The organism is Nostoc sp. (assembly GCF_036919595.1).
In the GTDB taxonomy this organism is placed as follows: Bacteria; Cyanobacteriota; Cyanobacteriia; order Cyanobacteriales; family Nostocaceae; genus Nostoc.
Map to the genome: position 1 here is coordinate 1 of NZ_JBALCO010000099.1, position 17,722 is coordinate 17,722.

General features: G+C 41.2%; 14 protein-coding genes. 4 read left to right on the top strand and 10 right to left on the bottom strand.

What is annotated here, in order from left to right; all coding sequences use genetic code 11:
* Nucleotides 1-244 precede the first annotated feature (244 nt).
* The 3 genes from V7K21_RS14760 to V7K21_RS14770 all read left to right on the top strand — a co-directional run bounded on the left by V7K21_RS14760 (nucleotide 245) and on the right by V7K21_RS14770 (nucleotide 3,425).
* The gene (locus tag V7K21_RS14760; protein WP_335175501.1) at nucleotides 245-790 is read left to right on the top strand and encodes an exopolysaccharide biosynthesis protein; all 546 of its coding nucleotides are present in this window, start codon (nucleotides 245-247) and stop codon (nucleotides 788-790) included.
* Nucleotides 791-1,426: 636 nt separating this feature from the next.
* The gene (locus V7K21_RS14765) at nucleotides 1,427-1,984 is read left to right on the top strand and encodes a hypothetical protein (protein ID WP_335175410.1); all 558 of its coding nucleotides are present in this window, start codon (nucleotides 1,427-1,429) and stop codon (nucleotides 1,982-1,984) included.
* 664 nt (nucleotides 1,985-2,648) lie between these two features.
* The gene (locus tag V7K21_RS14770; RefSeq protein ID WP_335175412.1) at nucleotides 2,649-3,425 is read left to right on the top strand and encodes an SDR family NAD(P)-dependent oxidoreductase; all 777 of its coding nucleotides are present in this window, start codon (nucleotides 2,649-2,651) and stop codon (nucleotides 3,423-3,425) included.
* Nucleotides 3,426-3,510: 85 nt separating this feature from the next.
* Here the strand turns inward: V7K21_RS14770 and V7K21_RS14775 are convergent, their stop codons facing one another.
* The 9 genes from V7K21_RS14775 to V7K21_RS14815 form a co-directional block, all read right to left on the bottom strand.
* A complete protein-coding gene (locus V7K21_RS14775; protein WP_335175414.1) occupies nucleotides 3,511-4,290 on the bottom strand; it encodes a photosystem II S4 domain protein in 780 nt (259 codons plus the stop codon).
* Between the two features lie 130 nt (nucleotides 4,291-4,420).
* Nucleotides 4,421-4,651, bottom strand: coding sequence for a GNAT family N-acetyltransferase (locus V7K21_RS14780; RefSeq protein WP_335175416.1), 231 nt, complete (start codon nucleotides 4,649-4,651; stop codon nucleotides 4,421-4,423).
* A 78-nt stretch (nucleotides 4,652-4,729) separates the two neighbouring features.
* A complete protein-coding gene (locus tag V7K21_RS14785; protein ID WP_273763224.1) occupies nucleotides 4,730-5,236 on the bottom strand; it encodes a hypothetical protein in 507 nt (168 codons plus the stop codon).
* A 233-nt stretch (nucleotides 5,237-5,469) separates the two neighbouring features.
* Nucleotides 5,470-5,847, bottom strand: a complete 378-nt coding sequence (locus V7K21_RS14790) for a hypothetical protein (RefSeq protein ID WP_335175418.1) — start codon at nucleotides 5,845-5,847, stop codon at nucleotides 5,470-5,472.
* 116 nt (nucleotides 5,848-5,963) lie between these two features.
* Complete coding sequence (locus V7K21_RS14795) at nucleotides 5,964-6,131, bottom strand: hypothetical protein (RefSeq protein WP_335175420.1); 168 nt, start codon at nucleotides 6,129-6,131, stop codon at nucleotides 5,964-5,966.
* Between the two features lie 393 nt (nucleotides 6,132-6,524).
* Nucleotides 6,525-8,765, bottom strand: coding sequence for a TolC family protein (locus V7K21_RS14800; RefSeq protein WP_335175422.1), 2,241 nt, complete (start codon nucleotides 8,763-8,765; stop codon nucleotides 6,525-6,527).
* A gap of 103 nt (nucleotides 8,766-8,868) precedes the next feature.
* Nucleotides 8,869-10,431, bottom strand: a complete 1,563-nt coding sequence (gene kaiC, locus V7K21_RS14805; RefSeq protein ID WP_335175424.1) for a circadian clock protein KaiC — start codon at nucleotides 10,429-10,431, stop codon at nucleotides 8,869-8,871.
* 252 nt (nucleotides 10,432-10,683) lie between these two features.
* The gene (kaiB, locus tag V7K21_RS14810) at nucleotides 10,684-10,998 is read right to left on the bottom strand and encodes a circadian clock protein KaiB (RefSeq protein ID WP_335175426.1); all 315 of its coding nucleotides are present in this window, start codon (nucleotides 10,996-10,998) and stop codon (nucleotides 10,684-10,686) included.
* Between the two features lie 104 nt (nucleotides 10,999-11,102).
* Nucleotides 11,103-11,684 carry a KaiA family protein gene (locus V7K21_RS14815; RefSeq protein WP_335175428.1) on the bottom strand — a complete coding sequence of 194 codons (582 nt, stop codon included), beginning with the start codon at nucleotides 11,682-11,684 and terminating at the stop codon, nucleotides 11,103-11,105.
* Nucleotides 11,685-12,367: 683 nt separating this feature from the next.
* Here V7K21_RS14815 and V7K21_RS14820 point away from each other — a divergent pair.
* Complete coding sequence (locus V7K21_RS14820; RefSeq protein WP_335175503.1) at nucleotides 12,368-15,628, top strand: ATP-binding protein; 3,261 nt, start codon at nucleotides 12,368-12,370, stop codon at nucleotides 15,626-15,628.
* Nucleotides 15,629-15,684: 56 nt separating this feature from the next.
* On the opposite strand, the gene V7K21_RS14825 is transcribed toward V7K21_RS14820, so the two are convergent.
* On the bottom strand, nucleotides 15,685-17,703 hold the full coding sequence (locus V7K21_RS14825; protein WP_335175430.1) for an ArnT family glycosyltransferase: 2,019 nt from the start codon (nucleotides 17,701-17,703) through the stop codon (nucleotides 15,685-15,687).
* Nucleotides 17,704-17,722 lie beyond the last annotated feature (19 nt).

Genomic DNA, 17,722 nt, shown 5'->3' on the forward strand with positions numbered 1-17,722 from the left:
TCTTGATCTGGTGATGATTGTTGCGTCATGTTTCATATTCTACGACGCACTTACTTACTTTTTTCTCCCTGCCCCGGTTTTCTGAGCGGATACGTTTTAGTACCTCCAGAAATCATAAGTTAGGAGTTATTCTGCCCTATCTACCTCTGCTAAAAATGTGGTAACTCGCATCAACTCACGCCAAATGCATTTGAGATTTTCTCAAGATATAAAGTCCCTGTTATAACGCCTAGCTGAACAACCGCTGACTCTAGGTGATGTTCTGGCAGAAACCTCAGAACGAGGGTTCAGCCTGGTAATTACATTATTAGTTTTGCCCTTTTTATTTCCTATGCCACCGGGATTAACTGGCCCTTTTGGTGGTGCTTGTTTACTGTTGTCAGTGCAAATGATTTTAGGGAGGCGATCGCCTTGGCTACCGAAAAGAATCGCTAACTACAAATTTCCTCGTCCCTTTGCCCAGTTACTTTTGCAAAATTTGGGACGTCTTACCAAAGTCTTGCAGAAAATCGCCCGTCCCCGATTGGCAAAAATAGCCTATAATCCTTTTATTTGGCAAATTAATGGGTTTTGTATCTCTTTGTTAACAGTATTATTAATATTACCAATTCCGTTTACAAATCCCATCCCCACTGTGGGTATTTTACTTTTGACTGTTGCCACCATCGAATCTGACGGTTTATTAATTTGCATCAGCTACGGCATTACTGTCTTAATTACCTTGCTGTTTGGATTTCTTGGTTATGCAGTATGGTTAGCTCCCAGTTTACTGCCATCTATATTTAAATAAAAAAAGCCTTCAACTAAAAGCTGAGGGCTGTAATTTATTAGGGTGCATCTACCATTTATTAATTCGCTTTAATGATTGATATATCCGGGAATATTTAAATTATGTACAAATTTATTTTTTTCACGCAATGAAAAATATCAGCAATAAAAAAGCCTTCAACTAAAAAGCTGAGGGCTGTAATTTATTAAGGTGCATCTACCATTTATTAATCCGCTTTATTAATTGCTATATCCGGGAATATTTAAATTGTATAAAAATTTATTGTTTTCACAAAATAAAAAATATCAACAATAAAAAAAGCCCTCAGCTAAAAGCTAGGGGCTATGATTTAATTAAGGTGCATCTACTATTTATATATCCGCCTTGGTTATTCCTACATCAGGAAGAATTGAAAAAAAATGGATGGCTGTGGAATTGATTTTGTTAGCCATAAGGGTAGTACTAGCCTCAATGAAAATAACCTACGGTTTTTGACTAAGTAATCATTGACCAACTTCACAGTAATTTTACAATTACCCTGAATTCCTGCTGGATACACAAAGTTTCTGTTAATATCTCTGATGCTATATCCGCAATAGTACGAATTTAGTTTATTACTTGGGTATATGACTATGAAAGTTAGACGCACCCAACTCGATGAAGCGATCGCAATTTCTCTTGGCCCTTGCTAGTCTTAGTATTGTCGGGGGAAGCTTTTTTATGAGAAGAAACTTTAGCAGTACTAGCGAACCTAAAATAATAACTGATACATCACGCTACAAAGAAATTCGTAATCAACTATGGTCTAATAATGACCAAGTAAAACATTTTCCTAATGAGATTCCCACTGATGCCAAAGGCGTTCACATTGCTTACTCTCCCGAATTTTTGCAAGGAAGTAGTTTTTTTCAAATTAGGCTGAAACAGCCACCAAACAAGATAGAAAAATTACTTTCACAATACAGAAATAGTGCAAAGCACAAATATAGGGGTGGTAACACAAATGATCACATAAACCAGCTTAACGGTGTGCCGACAACTTTCTTCTACACCAGTGACTCTCATACGGAATCTTTTCCAGCTACTTATGAAATACTGGTATTAAATGCAGATAACAAAGGTAGACCTGGCTTCAAGTGGAATCATGGAGATAGCTACGGCGTTGCTATTAATAGTTCAGCTTCAGAAATTATCTATTGGTATGAAAAATGGTAATTAACAATTTAAATTCATTTTTAATTGTCATTATAAAAATAATTATTTGGGACATCATAATTGAGAAAAAAGAAGCGAATTAGTGACAATTATGCTTAAAAAAACCTTTACAACAAGAATGATTCTATGTCCAGGCTGATTTACTAAAAATTTATATAAACCATTTTTTGAGATTGGTAAGATTGAAAATCTATGTTTCATTTCATTCATTTAGTGGATCACAAAAATTCAGATAAAAAACCATTTGATTTCTTTGCTTATCAACAGAAAGCCTACTCGATAGAATTACAATCAAGGTGGGTAAATCGAATCCGACGAAGCCAATGGAAGAACATGTTTGCTAATCTCAAGCACTTGGACTTTAAATTTGTATTTGAATGGTCGTGTATGGACAAAGAACTACCATAAAAAATCGATTCCTCTATTCAATATATAGATGAAAAAAACTTAATAATCTCCCATATTGGTGTAGTTAGAGAATTCATATAGCTTCCAAAAGTCAAGTCTTAGAGAAGGAAAAGTTTTGAGTGGAGACTTCCTCCACTCAGATTTCAGTATTAGCTGCTGCTTTTACCCTTTTGGATATATCACTTTGGGTAGTTAAAACTTATAGCCAGCATAGCTAAGATTTATAAGGTGCCTGAAAACTATCTTAATATGTATAATGCCAACTGCTTTGATTACTGGTGCCTCTAGTGGTATTGGTAAAGCTTTTGCCCAGGAACTAGCTGCACGCAAGACAAATCTTGTACTCGTTGCTCGTTCCGAAGAGAAACTAAGCCAATTAGCGAAACAATTACAAGAACAATACAAAATTCAAGTAGATGTTATAGTCAAAGACCTTACAGAACCTAATGCAGCATCTGCTGTATTTGATGCCACTAAACTAAAAGGATTAACTATTGACTTATTAATCAACAATGCTGGTTTTGGTTACTATGGCGACTTTGCTGAAGGGGATGGAGAAAGACAAGTCAAAATCGTACAATTAAACATTTTGGCATTGGTAGATTTAACACATAAATTTCTCCCCTTGATGCGGCAACGTCGTTCTGGAAGTATTATTAACGTATCCTCTATTACTGCTTTTCAACCAATACCATACCTTTCTGTTTATGCTGCCAGTAAAGCTTTTATTCTCAGCTTTAGTGAAGCACTATGGGCAGAAAATCGTCAATATGGTGTTCGTATTTTAGTCACTTGTCCAGGGCCAATAGAAACAAACTTTTTTGCAGAAGCTAATTTTCCTCCAGCGCTGGCAAGTAGCACAGATAAAGTGTATTCTTCCGAAAAAGTGGTTCGGGAATCTTTAGAGGCTTTGGAAAAAGGGTATCCAACCGTTATTAGTTCTGACACTAACACTCAACTTAGAAGCAAATTATCTCGGCTCGTACCGCGCAAACTTCTGCTGAATATGTTAGCAAAACACTTTAAAGCCTAAGTATATAGTTAGGGGCTAAGAGTTAAATAAAGTGGTCAATTTAAAACTCCTCACTTTTAACTACTTACTCCTTATTCCTCACTTATTAGATATATCTTGTTAATTGAACTCGGTAGCGGTCTTTTTTTGTAACGGTAATTTCTCCAACTTCTAAACGCCCTTTAGAGCGAATAGCGATTAAGTCGCCAGATTTAAGTTGAGAACTAGCTTGGGTAACTTCCTTCCAATTGACGCGGACATCACCAGCATCAATGAAATCAACCATTTTGCTGCGGGACATGCCAAAACCAGCAGATGCGATCGCATCTAATCGCAAAGAAGCCTCCACAGTAGTTAATTCTTTTTTCTTTGGTTCCCGAACCTTTAATTCAGTTACCTCAATCTGTTGAGTTTTCACAGGAACCGATCGCACCTGTTTAAGACTCATTGACAAAAATTCTACCAACTCTGGTGCGACAATCGCCTGCGCTCCCCGTTCTCCCAAAACTATAATGTCTCCCGTTTTTTCCCGAACAATTCCCGTTCCCAACATTGCGCCTAAAAAGTCGCGGTGAGAGGCGGTATCAAACAGGAAATTACCAGCAATTTCCACGACGACAAGGCTGACTTGAGATTGATCTAAGGGAAGTTCCGAACGAGCGATCGCAATTCTTTGGCGTTCAGCTTGCGGATATCCACCCCACACAACTAATTGCACTTCTGTTAATCGGTTAAACACCCGTTGAATTTCCACCAATTCTGGGGGAGATAGAAAATCTGTCAAAACCACTTCCCAAGTTTTGATGGCTTGCTGGGCTTGATCAATTACACGAGCTACACTATCTCGATTTTCAACACCTTTTAAAAGTTCTTCTCGTGGCAACATTCTTAAAATTTATGAGTTATGAATTGAGAATTAATCTGCTATAACTGTCTTGATTCTAACTTTAATTCCCATTTGGGCAGGTTTTCATCTCTACCAATTTGTTACATTCCTAATTTTTTCAGAATGCGAATCAAGGCAGATGATTGTCTGGAGAATGAGCGATAATTCTCTTAAGTTCTCGCCGAGTAAAGGCAAAATCGACCAGTGCTTCTGCTGCTTCAAAAGCAAATCCCTGCTGGCGATAAGCTGATAGCCCTTCATAACCCATTTCTCCAGTTCCTGTTTGATCGGGTTTGTCAATAAAACCCAAATCGCCAATTAAAGTAGAATCGGCATATGAATCATTAGCCAGACACCCCAACCCAACTGGGAAAGATCATCTACCAATAACAGGGAAGCAACTCAAGTCGCTGTGTCGTAATGTGTAAACTATGATTTATTACACGCTACTTGTGTCAGCATAACCTTGGATATTTTCTGGATCAAACTGACGTAATATTCGGGTTGCTTGCCGAGTGAGAGTTTCAGAACCTTGAACGGCAACTAAGTATTTACCTGCATCTAAGCGGTTGCGATAAGGTAATGCATCACCACTACCCACCAGTAAACCGACTCCGCCACCCACTAAAACACCACCCATAGCACCACTAGCAGCACCCAGCAATCCACCAATAATGTGATTGCCAACTTCACCCGCCCAGGCAAAAGTATCTAAACCAGTGATCAGGCTGAATGTAAAACCTGCAAAAAAACCAAATGGTATCAGCCAGGTTGCCATCAGTTGTGCTTGCTTTTTGGCTTGGTCTTTGGGGTCAATTAAGCCAAATTCGTCAGCCGTTTTATATCCCTTTCCCAGGATAGTACTGTTTATGCCTTCTTCTTCTAAAGCTAAGTAAGCAGCTTCGGCTTGAATGCGGTCTGGTAATACGGCAACTAGGTAATTCATTGATTTTACAATTTGTCTAATAGAAGTTTTGCCTTAATTAACAGCGTATCAGTCCTAGTGGAATCAATCTTGTATTAGGTAGGAGTAGAGACGCGATTAATCGCGTCTCTACAGGAGTTTGGAGAGGCTTTAATTCTTACTCCCCAACGCTACAAGGGTTAGGTTTGGGGGTTAGGTGTGTATTGAACTCAACTGCAAACCGTTATAATACAACTTAAATATACATGGGTTGATCACTTTAGCGAATCTAGTGGCTCACAAAAATTGTTCACGCCTTGCTTGAGGACATAAATCAAAACTGGCGTTGCCAAAATCTTAGGAAATGTTGGCGTTGCTTTTAGATATTCCATCATTTTTTGAAGTGAAGTATTAAGCAAATCTTCTCGATATTCTTGTTCGCAAATGACCACACGCCATTTTCTAGCCAAGGCATCTAACCACTCGGAATTTGCTCTTTCTGGTTGTTGTCCGGCTCGGATAGCTAGCGTCATTGCCGCATCTTCTAAATCTCCATCACAGTCTTCAATCAAATCCAGCGCTTCCATATCGCTGGGATCATCTGCCAATTGAGAGCGAAACTGTGCAATTTCTTGAGATGTTACTTTAGTCATGAGTCTTTGACAAGGCGAGCGATGCCTACGGCGGTAAACTACGAACACTCAGTTATGTTAGTCCAATTTTGACTAATCCAATAGCCCTGTTGATAAAAGTCTTGATTTGAGACTTTTTATAAATAGTGGCGTTTTTGACAACGTGTTGAGAACCAGAATAAAATTTGCTTTTCGAGTAACTTTCTTGCAACTAAACTCTCCTGCGATTGCCTAGTTTGGGTGGGTAGGCGATCGCAAACTAATCCTTTTGTCAACCCAAAACCATCGCAGGGCGACCGCATCATATCAATAATAGTCTATTCTCAATAGATTAGAAAAAATCTCATTAACTCATGCTTATTGCTAAAGGTTTCAGCGTAGGTGTAGGGCGTGTTTTCAAAGTCTTAGATCCCCCCAACCGCCCTGCTGTCGCAAAGAGAAGGAGGAAATTCTTAACTAAACTGTATTGAATTATCATCCACAAGCGATCGTTAAAGGAGTTCTAAAAAATAAAAATTTACCCTACTGCTTTTATTACTAAAAAGCCTCATTTTATCAATGTGTTTACTGATAAAATGAAGCTTGTGGAGCTTTTTATCAGAAACACTACTGGACTTTGTGATGCCTTGAGGGCAGGTGCAAAGTGCATTACAAAACACAATAGCAGTCAAAAGTATTGACGGTTGAGTTTCGGCTAATTAGCGTAGTGCTCTGAGGGTAACAGACCGTTGTAACTGAGCTAAAGCGCGGTTGTAATCCAAAATTGCTCTGACTCGATTACCTTCAGCTTGTGTGAGGTCGTTTTCAGAGTTAATCACATCAGTTTGAGTACCTACACCAGCTTGGAATCGCAAACGCGCTAAACGTAGAGCTTCTCTAGCTTGTTCTAAAGCGGTATTAGCGGTTTGAACATTTTCCAAACTAGATTGCTGGGTAGAATAGGCTTGTTCTACCTGAAAGCGAATTTGGTTACGTTGTTCAGCAAATTGAGTTTCTGCGATCGCAATATTAGCTTTTTGCTGATCTGCCCTTGCTCTTGCTGCTCCTCCATCATACAAATTTAGGGTTGCCTGAACTCCCAATGAATAACCATCAGTAACACTGACATTATCATTGAACTGATCTAACACGTTGTAGCTGGCGACCAAACTAACTTGAGGACCCAGTTCTGCAAGGGCCTGCCTGCGCTGTTGTTCACTAGTATTGCGTTGTGCTAGCTGCTGTTGCAGTTCCGGACGATTTTGATAAGCCAGCACAATACTTTGTTCTAACGTTGGGTTCCAAAGACCAGCTAACTGTACAGGATCGGCTGCACTGATATTTATCGCCTGCGGCAAACTTATCCGAGTTGCTAATTGACGACGGGCAATTGCCTGCTGGGATCTAGCATTAGTCAAATCTTGTTGGGCATTTGCTAAATTCACCTGAGAGCGTAGCACATCAAAGCGTGTACCAACCCCAGCTCGCTCTAAAGCTTCCGCATCACGCAAACTAGCTTGGGAGTTCTGCACAGCCGACTGGGCAATCCGTACTTGTTCATCCGCTTGTTGCAGATTGTAGTAGTCAGTGGCAACATTCAAACGGATTGTCTCAAACTGAGTTTCTACAGCCAACTCATAGAAACGTACCTGTTCTTCAGCCGCTCTGATTTGTGCTTGCACTCTCCCAGAACTATAAAGGTTATATGACAGTTGTGCTTGACCGTTGAAACCTGTACTGGGTTTATCTGGGGATGATATACCCGTCTGTTGTTCTTGGAGTTTCGACGCGAGCTGATTACTAGCAGACTGACTACGAGTAATATCAGTGCTAATTCCCAGAGTGGGCAATAAAGCAGCTTGCGCCTCGCGTAGAGCCGCTTTATTTCGTTCTAGCTCCAATTGGGATACCTGTAGATCCCGATTATTCCGCCGTGCTAGCTCCAGAGCCTGTGCCAAAGTAATCGGCTGATTTCCCTGAAATGTCACTTCCTCTGGTTTGGTGGGAAATTGCAGAGGATTTGAGCTAGGAATCAGGTTATCGGGAATTTGCACCGGTCCTGATGGCACAGGAGTTACGCTTCTCGGCACAGTTGGAGGTAGCACTGAACCCCCTGGTGCAGGAATTACAGTTGTCGGCACAATGGGAGGTAGCACTGAACCCCCTGGTACAGGAGTTACGGTTTCTGGCACAGTAGGAGTTAGCGTCGAATCTGTCGGAACCGGAGTATTACTCTGAGCCACGCGGCCAATAGCACTTTTTTGTAAGCAGGTGCTTGAGTCCAGGAACAAATTAGCCAACGAATCAGTCTTACTTTTTCCCAACTCCTGTGGACACCTCTGCGCTGACAGCAGTTTTGCTGCTCCTACACCTGTGGCTGAAGCTTGCAAAAATGTCTGCAACTGAGTAACAGTATTTATCTTTTGAACCACTGGCTGCTGGACAGAAGACAGGGACAAAATTTCTTTTTGGACAGAAGGGGATTTTGAAGTGTAGTTGGGAACTACTATTCTCTTTGATTCCTGCCCATAAGCGCTTAAATTACTCTGTTTTTGATTATTTGGAGCAGAACGACTGACATCAGGCTGTTGAGAAGGATTAGAGGTAGGTGTCAAACTGAAAAATCTACCTTCATCTTTCTTTAGTAGTTGTTTTATTGGTATAACAGTATTTCCAACCGTGAACACTGGAATACTGTTATTACTTAAAGGCTTCATGCTAAGTTGAGTGAAACCAAAAGCAGGTACTTGGGTTGGAGTACTAACATCTGCACCGTTAGGCAGTTGGGTATTAATGGTGTCCACAACCGAGTCTTGACCATAAGTAGAAGTCAAAACACCAAAAGAAGACACCAGATGTACCTCAGTTAGTTTCGCAGTACCAGCCCAAACAGGCTGAGTTGTTAAGACCGCTGCCGTCACACCAGGCAAGAAGCTATAAAATAATTGCTGTCCTTTCACCGCATCCCTCACACGAAAATCAATCTAGCGGCAGAAAACCTTTCTTCACCACAGAATATAGCACGATACTAAATTTAGGAAAGAATATACTACGATACTAAATTCAGGGTTCGGAACTCTGTTTGTCTTCAAAACGTCTAACAATGCGAGAAAGTTCCGCCTTTTCATCGATACTAACGCGAGTAGGAGCACCGCTGATAATCCGTTCGTAGTTCCGGAAAGAATCTTTAATATCGGGACCATCAGCAGTGATATTATACTCACGAATGCCCTTATCATGCCAAGACCCTCTCATCTTGAACACGTTAATTGCCCGCGACATTTCTCCGCGAATTTCTACGTACTGTAACATGATAATTGTGTCGGTAATCGTGGAGATATGAGAGTCAGTAATCGAATGCGCTCCCATAAATTGGTCAGTTGTGTTGGTAAAGAAACCAGTAATTTCTTCTTGTTTAGCATAACCCGTCACACCAATCACAAACTGCCGAAATGCATTATTGCTCACTCCTCTAGCTAGTGCTGATAAAGAATCAATGGCGATGCGAGCTGGTTTGAAGACAGCAATTTCGGATTTAATAATTTGTAAGTGGTCTTCTAAACCAGTTGATTCAGGATAAGTACAGATTATTTTGAGTAAACCTTGATCCTCTAATTCTTCAAAATCAATCCCCCAAGAGGAAGCATTGCGAGATAGTTGGGCGCGTGATTCTTCATAAGCAAATAATATTACCTGTTCTCCATTGAGGCAGCCATCTTGAATAAACTTACTGACTAAGAGGGTTTTGCCAGTACCTGTGGCTCCTGTTGCCAAAATAATTGAATCTTTAAAGAAACCACCACCGCACATTTCATCTAAGGTTTTGACACCAGAAGATACCCTGACATTAGAAGACCGTTGAGTTAAACGCATTGCTCCCAGTGGGAAGATGTTAACTCCTTCATTAGTAATCGTGAAAGGATATTCGCCTTTCATATGAGTTGTGCCGCGCAACTTGAGAATTTCAATTGTGCGACGGCGGCGTTCTCCTTCTAAAGCGTTGCGAACAATTGCTACATTATCGGAAACAAATTCTTCCACACCAAAAGAGGCAACAAGACCATATTCTTCACTACGTTCAGTGGTAATTACAGTGGTGACACTTAGTAGTTTGAGACGTGCTACCAGGCGAAAAATCTCGCGTCGCACTACTCCCATCGCTTCATACTGCTGAAATACCGCTGTTATTGAATCGATTGAAACTCGTTTAGCTTTGTATTTGCGGATGGCATATTGCAAGCGCTCAATTAGTGCAGAAAGGTCAAAATTACCAACGATATCTTGACCTTCTGGATCAGGAGATGCATCAAGAATAAACAACTTGCCTTCTTCGATTAAGCGTGGCAAGTTCCAACCAAAAATATGGGCATTTTTAATAATATCACTGGGTGATTCTTCAAAGGTAACAAATACTCCTGCTTCATCAAAGTAGGTGATACCGTTATAGAGAAACTGAAGAGAGAATAAAGTTTTGCCTGTGCCGGATGTGCCGCTAATTAAGGTAGTTCTACCAATTGGTAAACCACCATGAGTAATATCGTCAAACCCTTCGATCATCGTGCGAATTTTTTCTATACCCCTAATTCTCGGTGGTTGCTTTGGTTTTAGTTGCTCGTTTTCACTCATTGCTTGATAACAAAAGGGGATTAAAAACTGGTTTTTTATTACTAAATTTAAGATTCAATTTTTTTTTACACTATTTATAAACTTTCATATTAAGTAGGGTGTGTTACGGCAGAATCTGACTCAAGATAGCGAAAGTAAATTATTTTACCGGAAGGCAATGAGATAAATGGTGCGTTGCGCTACGCTCTAACATACCCTACCTTACACAGTTAAAATTTACTTTATAAATGCTCTATTGCATCATTAATTATTTTACTCTTCAAAATCTTCTTCACTCAGTTCTTCATAGAGCAAATCTAATCCAATCAACACTCTTTCTCTATCTGAAAGATCCCCGATAATTTTGCGAACGGGTGAAGGCAAAATTTTAGATAATGTCGGCGTCGCCAATATTTTATCTTCTTCCGCCAGTTGTGGGCTTTTCAGTACATCGATCACTTTTAAAGCATAAACGCCTTCAAACTCCTGTTCTAAAATATCTTTGAGTGTTTTTAATGCCCGAGCTGAATTAGGGGTGTTACCTGCTACATAAAGCTTGAGAACGTAGTTTTTGTTGGCTTTATTCATATACTAAATGCCTAGTAATTATAATAGAAAGATAAGATGCGTTCGCGCATTGGGACTAACTAACAGTAGTGGCTTGTTCCAAGTTAAACATCAATAAATTTAATTTATTTAGAAATCGAACTCCTATAGACTTCGCACAGGTGAGCCAGGATCTCTATCAACGTCAGGCGGTAATCAAGTAACGTTTCATTACTCCTTCCTTCTAATTTTAGCTGGTGAGAAAATTCTTCAATTACCTCCATGTGAATTTCGATCATTTGGGGCACAGGAATATTAGCATAAAATATAGTATTGATAAATTTATCAATTTTTTCCTTAAGTGTTTTGTCTGTGGTAAAATAATTTATAATAATTAGGCTGTAATCTAACTTAAGCTGTCTTAATAATCCTTGCCGTTCTGTTGGAGTCATCTCCTGAAAATGCTGTTGGCTTTTTTGGGTGTGGCTGGCAAATACATAGACGTACTTGTCAACGTATGCCTTATTTGGATTTGGTTGCAGCCAATTTGGTAAATAGTTGATTTTTCCAGAGGTAGTTGCAACAATAGGTAGGTAATAAAATTTGGCAATAATCTCGTCAATAAATTTCCACACCCACCTGCTCAAACTTTTTTGGTTGTCTAAGTCAACTGGATTATTTAAACATTTATTAACATCAGGTTGCAGAATCAATATCGGTAATAACATTATATTCTTGAATACATCTCCTTAATCGCCCTGACCAAGAAACGTGGGCTGATAAGTTTGGCTAACGCTTCTATGGTAATACTGGGCGTAGAGTAAACTGGTGATTCGATCCAAAAAAAATAACGCTCTATGTTAAAAAATAGTGCTAGCCATTAAATAACATAGTGCAGCAGCTGAGTAGTAGGACTTAGTAGTTGTCTGATGATCAGGTATCTGTCGGCATAACAAGACAGAGTAGCTAATTTATTATTTGTATCTCATCTATGTATATAAATAAATAGATAATTTTTTTTATTTTGCTCCTTGATAAGATACTTAAACGAACTTAAAGAATTGTCGCATTCTAAATCATTATAATTCCTCAAGGTTCTAAAGCGAACCTTTGGGGCCATAATTGTTGTAGCCGTCGCTATCGATGAGGAGTTTAAATACCAGTAAGACACTGGGGAGGCTAGTTGCTAGAAATAAGAAGCGGCAAAAGGAAAAGTCGCCTCTGAGAAAAATGCACTCGTTTGCATGTAAGTGTCCGTGAGGGGAAATCCCGTTGTTTTAATGGCGTTGAAATAACCAGAGTTGCTTATATGAGTCTTCTTAGAGGATATGGCTTCAGGCGAAAAGACCATCAACAGTTTGCAGATGGAGATGCCGGAGGTTTCAACAGGAAGAAGAACCCCCAAAGCCCTATGTTAATGCTAGATTACCCGCTTTATGACTTTCAGGCAACCGTACCTAGCTGCCCCCAAACAAGTTCTTTGGCAGTGGTGCTGGAGATTTTTGAGCAAGAACAGTGCGATCGCTTGGTAGTAGTGAATCAACAGCAAAGCCCCATAGGATTGCTGTATTCTGCCCGTTTAATCCAAATATTATTAGCGCATAGTGACGATAAAAATCTAAATTTACACCAATCACTCTCTACCTGGGGTCAAGCTCTAATTGAGCCAATACAGACAATATTAGGTTCTGAGCCTGTAGAGCAATTGAGCTTGCGCTTGGGTTATCAACAAACCGAAAAACACCAGAACTTAGATTGGGCATTGATTGACTCTGATGGTCAATATTTGGGGCTGCTGGATAGTTCACGTCTGTTGCGATTGTTGGCTAAGGAACGCATAGCTGGGTCACTAGGCTCAGGCATCCACAGGTCGTCTGGTGAGCATCGCCATGAGTATGATGCTAGTGTGCAGACACCAAATGAACCCAAATCATTGGGACACCAGCCACTGGTACAGTTACTGGAAAGACTGCCCTGGCCTTTAATGTTGCAAAAGGGTACTGGCGATGTGGTAGCACGAAATCCGGCTTGGTGGCAGCAATTAGGAGTCTTGAAAGATCCAGAAGGAGTTAGGCAACAGGTGGAGGCAATACTTGTCTCGAAGCCCTCCGAAAAACCCGAATATGTCACTCAACGAGCAATCACGGTTCATCCCAATGGTAGGGAGAATGAGCATGGTGTTGCAGAGGAACCGACCCAGCAAGAAGCATCACCAGATGCTGTATACAGTCGCTGCTATTTGGATAGTCAGGTGGGTACTTGCACCTGCGTTGTCGAAGTGCAAAATGGTCAGGAGCGAATCTGGCAGTTTGCCAAAATTCCATTAGATAGTCCTGAGTTTAAAGTCATGAGTCCAGATTCAGAGGTTGCATCCAGCAATGATTTGTGGTTGGTTTTAGCTACTGATGTCACTGAGCAACAACAGCTTTGCAAAGAACTGGCAGCAAAGAATGCTGATTTAATTCAACTAAATCGGTTAAAAGATGAGTTTTTAGCTTGTATTAGTCATGAACTCAAAACTCCCCTAACTGCCGTTCTGGGATTATCACGGTTGCTTGTAGATCAGCAGTTGGGAGAACTTAACGAGCGTCAAGCCCGTTATGCGGGACTGATTCATCAAAGCGGACGCCACTTAATGAGTGTGGTTAATGACATTTTAGATTTGACCCGCATGGAAACGGGACAAATGGATCTGACACTGACCCCAGTAAAAATTCAGGCTGTGTGCGATCGCGCCCTATCAGAAGCCAAAGCCATCCACACCCAACCTAGCAAAGCTACGTCCCAAACTCAACAAAATGTCCGTTCATCTGCTTCCCAATTCAGCCTATCCATTGAACTAGGCTTAGATCAGATAGTGGCAGATGAATTGCGCTTGCGCCAGATGCTAGTACACCTACTTTCCAACGCCTTTAAGTTCACCGAAATATCTGGTGAAATTGGGCTGCGGGTGAGTCGTTGGGAAGGATGGATTGCTTTTACAATTTGGGACACAGGCATTGGCATTCCTGAACACCAGCAACACTTAATCTTTCAAAAATTTCAACAACTAGAAAATCCCCTCACCCGCCAATTTGAAGGCACTGGTTTGGGGCTGGTATTAACTCGGGCCCTGGCTCGCCTCCACGGAGGAGATGTCAGCTTCTTATCTCGTGAAGGTAAAGGTAGCCAGTTTACACTACTTCTGCCGCCTAGTCCCCCGAAAACAGGCTTTTCTGACCCAGATGTGGGAATCAGGGAAGACGAACAGATGCAACACCAAAAGACACGGGAAAACCCTGTGGCAGATCGTCAGCGTATCAGTACGCCCACACAGCATCATCTTCCTAGTTCGCAACGGTTGGTGTTGGTAGTCGAGGCAGTAGCCCGATATATTGAAGACTTGACCGAAAAACTCAAAGGTTTAGGATATCGGGTAGTGATTGCGCGATCAGGGACAGAAGCAGTCGAAAAAGCTCGGCGCTTGCAACCAATAGCGATATTTTTGAATCCGTTACTACCCCTGCTATCAGGCTGGGATGTGCTAACTTTACTGAAATCTGACAGCGCAACCCGTCATATATCTGTAATTGTGACAGCGACGGCAGCCGAAAAGGAGCAAGCATTTGCTAACCGAGCCGATGGTTTCTTAAGTTTGCCAGTAGAGCATCAGGTATTAGCACCAGTTCTAGAAAAATTATGTGCTGCACAAGCAGTTTTGCAGCTAGGGTTAGACAATAGCGCAATTATCCCAACTAAGACTCCACTGCGAATTCTCAGGTTGGTGAATCCCCATTTGGAATCGGTCAATCCCCACCCCTCACTTCAAGAACACCGGGTGATTGAAGTAGATGACCTAGATCAGGCAGAACTCTTGGCGCGAGTATGGCAGTTTGATGTAATTTTGTTAGATGTCGAAAGTACCACTGCCCAAATTTATCTGCAACAACTAATTGGGCATCCACGTTTGGCGGCTATACCACTGGTTACTTGCGATGTTGCAACCACACTAATAGCTTCTAAAATACCAGGGTTATCTGTATTTCCTTACTTAACACCATTTCCTAAAGACAAGAGCAGTCGCACCGAGAAAACAGATGCCTTACTATCAGTACTGCAAATTGCTTCTGGTATTTGCTGCCCTGCCAACATATTGGTAGTAGATTTGACAATGCTGCGTGATTTTCCACAGGGAAGACGTAAGCAAGTTAAGGGTTATCAGACTGAAAAAAATTGCTCAATTAGTAGTGAAACTGCTAAACGGGGGTCTGAATGGTTCCAAGCTTTAATTCAGTATCTACAAACAGCAGGCTTTAAAGCAGCGATCAGTCCCTGTTGGGCAGAAGTGTTACAACAAATTCGCCACCAAAGCGTTGACTTGCTGCTAATTTGTTTAGGAGAATCTGCTATCCACAAAGACGTGCTAAAAGCACTAAAAACATTGGGAGATTCGCCTGACAAGTTACCACCAATTTTGGTACTCAATCAGCGATTAAATCGCCCGGAAACTATTTCCCAGCCTGGGGTAGCTTACGAGAAAATTGACAAGCAGAAGAAGAGTGGTTTGGAATCTATAGAAACTGTTGTAGGTGCGATCGCTACCCAAATATTACCGCGATCAATATCAATGGAAGACCTCTTAAACCAAATCAATCGAGCTTTAGCTGTCAACGGTTACAATCACAAGTGTTAATGGGGAATGGGGAAGAGGCAGAGGGGCAGAATTAATAACCAATGCCCAATGCCCAATTATGATATATCCATTTTTTCATTTTTCTTTTTCTTAAAAGGAATTCTCACCAAGTTATAAGCACCCTTGGTTGATAAACTCTTGTAATCATCTGGCTGTAAGTCCATTTGTAAAAACTTTTTCTGTTCAGCCAACAGCAGCACTGAGGGAGGTTTTAGTCCTTTGGCAGCCTGGTTTTTAATATGCTCTACAGCCTGTTGGGGAAATCCTAAATAATTTACATGAATGTGGCTGTAAAAGACTACACTAGGCTTTTTGAAGCCAAGCATGATCAATTCTTCATCTGGTTGTTTTGCTTGTAGAATGACCGCAGACAACTCCCTTAAGGGTAATTGACGTTCTCGATCAATAAAGAACGAAGTAGGCGTTAAGACAAAAATTAGAAACGCCACAAACCCTAATAAATTAATACTGTTAATGTAGTTCCAACGGCGACTCAGTAATAAACCTGCAACCAAAATAGCACAAACCAGCCAAATTACGGCGGCTATTAGTGGTAAACCAGATCGTTGAATTAATTCGTGGAAGTTACTTATAGCTGGATCAGTACCTAATATGTGACTGATGTTAAACAGTGCTGTTGCCAAAAATGATAAAAACACTACATTCACCCAACCACTCCAGAGGAGTAAGGGGGGGACAGAAGAAGACGCTGGGAGATGATTAAATCCTCTCTCCGTGTCTCCGTGTCCTTGTATAGCAGTGTCATTTAGATCATCCGTTTTTGGTAAAAGGTCGCTCCACAACAGGGTTACCAGGATTGCCGCTGCTGGCATTAAAGGCAAGACGTAACTAGGGAGTTTGGTAACAGCAATGGTGAAAAAGCCAAAGACGCTAGCAAACCAGAACCAGGCAAATAAACCAAACTGCTGAAAACGTTCAAGGGATCGCCAGTGCGATCGCTGCCAAAACTTTAGTCTTACTATAGAGACTGGTAAATACACTGAGTAGGGCGCAAAACCCAGCAGCACGACTAAAAAGTAAAAATACCAAGGTGCTGAGTGACCGTTAACTACTTCTGTAAAGCGATCCAGGTTGTGATAACCAAAAAAGGAGTTAATGTAATTCCAGCCATTGCGCGAAATTACTAAAGCATACCAGGGTACTGATAAACCTAAAATTATCAGTATACCCATGAGAAAGCGCATTTCTCGCAACACCTCTCGAAACTTTCCCACATAAAGCAAAAAGGCTGCAACAATTAGCCCTGGTAAAACAATTCCCACTGGGCCTTTAGTCAAAATTGCACCTGCAATCAGCACATAAAAAGCTAAGTACCACTTATTAGGCAATGGGGCACTTGTACTGAGCATCTCGTCTTCTCTACGAGACGCTACGCGTAGCTTGCTTCCCCGTAGGGGTACGCTCGATGGAGCCGAAGCCGTTGGTGCAGCCTCTGCAAGAGTTGTATTGGTTATTAATTCTGCTCCCCTGCTCCCTTGCTTTCCTGCGTACCCTAGAAAGAAACATAACAAAGCTGATGCCATACATCCAGTGAGCAGCATATCAGAGACACCCGTCCTCGCCCAAATAATAGTTTCGGGATTGAGTGCCATGAGCGCTACTACCATAAAAGATGTTAAATAGCGGCGAGTAGGACGTGAAACTTGCTCTAATTCGTCTTGTTTAGCCGTATACCACTGGATGGTATAAAAAGCTAAACAAATTAAGCCTAAGGCTGCGATCGCTGAAGGAAGGCGTACTGCCCACTCATTCACCCCAAAAATTGCATAGGCGATCGCCTGACACCAGTAAACTAAAGCAGGTTTATCGAAACGAGTGTCACCATTAAAAAATGGGGTAATCCAATCACCTGTGACGAACATCTGGCGGGAAGCTTCGGCAAATAGCGGCTCTGTCTCATCAACCAAGCCAGTGTTGCCCAAATTCCACCCAAAAGCTATCCAGCCAATCAATATCAACCACAAAATCGACACAGTTACACCAAGGGCTGGATTCTTTGCTATTTTGTTGAACCACTGATCAACAGTGTGCTTAACACTCAATTTCATTCTCATTAGTCAATAGTCAACAATC

Coding starts and splice junctions, on each gene's coding strand:
- V7K21_RS14765 (WP_335175410.1), top strand. CDS start 1,427: ATGAAGCGATCGCAATTTCTCTTGGCCCTTGCTAGTCTTAGTATTGTC.
- V7K21_RS14770 (WP_335175412.1), top strand. CDS start 2,649: ATGCCAACTGCTTTGATTACTGGTGCCTCTAGTGGTATTGGTAAAGCT.
- V7K21_RS14775 (WP_335175414.1), bottom strand. CDS start 4,290: ATGTTGCCACGAGAAGAACTTTTAAAAGGTGTTGAAAATCGAGATAGT.
- V7K21_RS14785 (WP_273763224.1), bottom strand. CDS start 5,236: ATGAATTACCTAGTTGCCGTATTACCAGACCGCATTCAAGCCGAAGCT.
- V7K21_RS14790 (WP_335175418.1), bottom strand. CDS start 5,847: ATGACTAAAGTAACATCTCAAGAAATTGCACAGTTTCGCTCTCAATTG.
- V7K21_RS14795 (WP_335175420.1), bottom strand. CDS start 6,131: ATGATGCGGTCGCCCTGCGATGGTTTTGGGTTGACAAAAGGATTAGTT.
- kaiC (WP_335175424.1), bottom strand. CDS start 10,431: ATGAGTGAAAACGAGCAACTAAAACCAAAGCAACCACCGAGAATTAGG.
- kaiB (WP_335175426.1), bottom strand. CDS start 10,998: ATGAATAAAGCCAACAAAAACTACGTTCTCAAGCTTTATGTAGCAGGT.
- V7K21_RS14815 (WP_335175428.1), bottom strand. CDS start 11,684: ATGTTATTACCGATATTGATTCTGCAACCTGATGTTAATAAATGTTTA.
- V7K21_RS14820 (WP_335175503.1), top strand. CDS start 12,368: ATGTTAATGCTAGATTACCCGCTTTATGACTTTCAGGCAACCGTACCT.
- V7K21_RS14825 (WP_335175430.1), bottom strand. CDS start 17,703: ATGAGAATGAAATTGAGTGTTAAGCACACTGTTGATCAGTGGTTCAAC.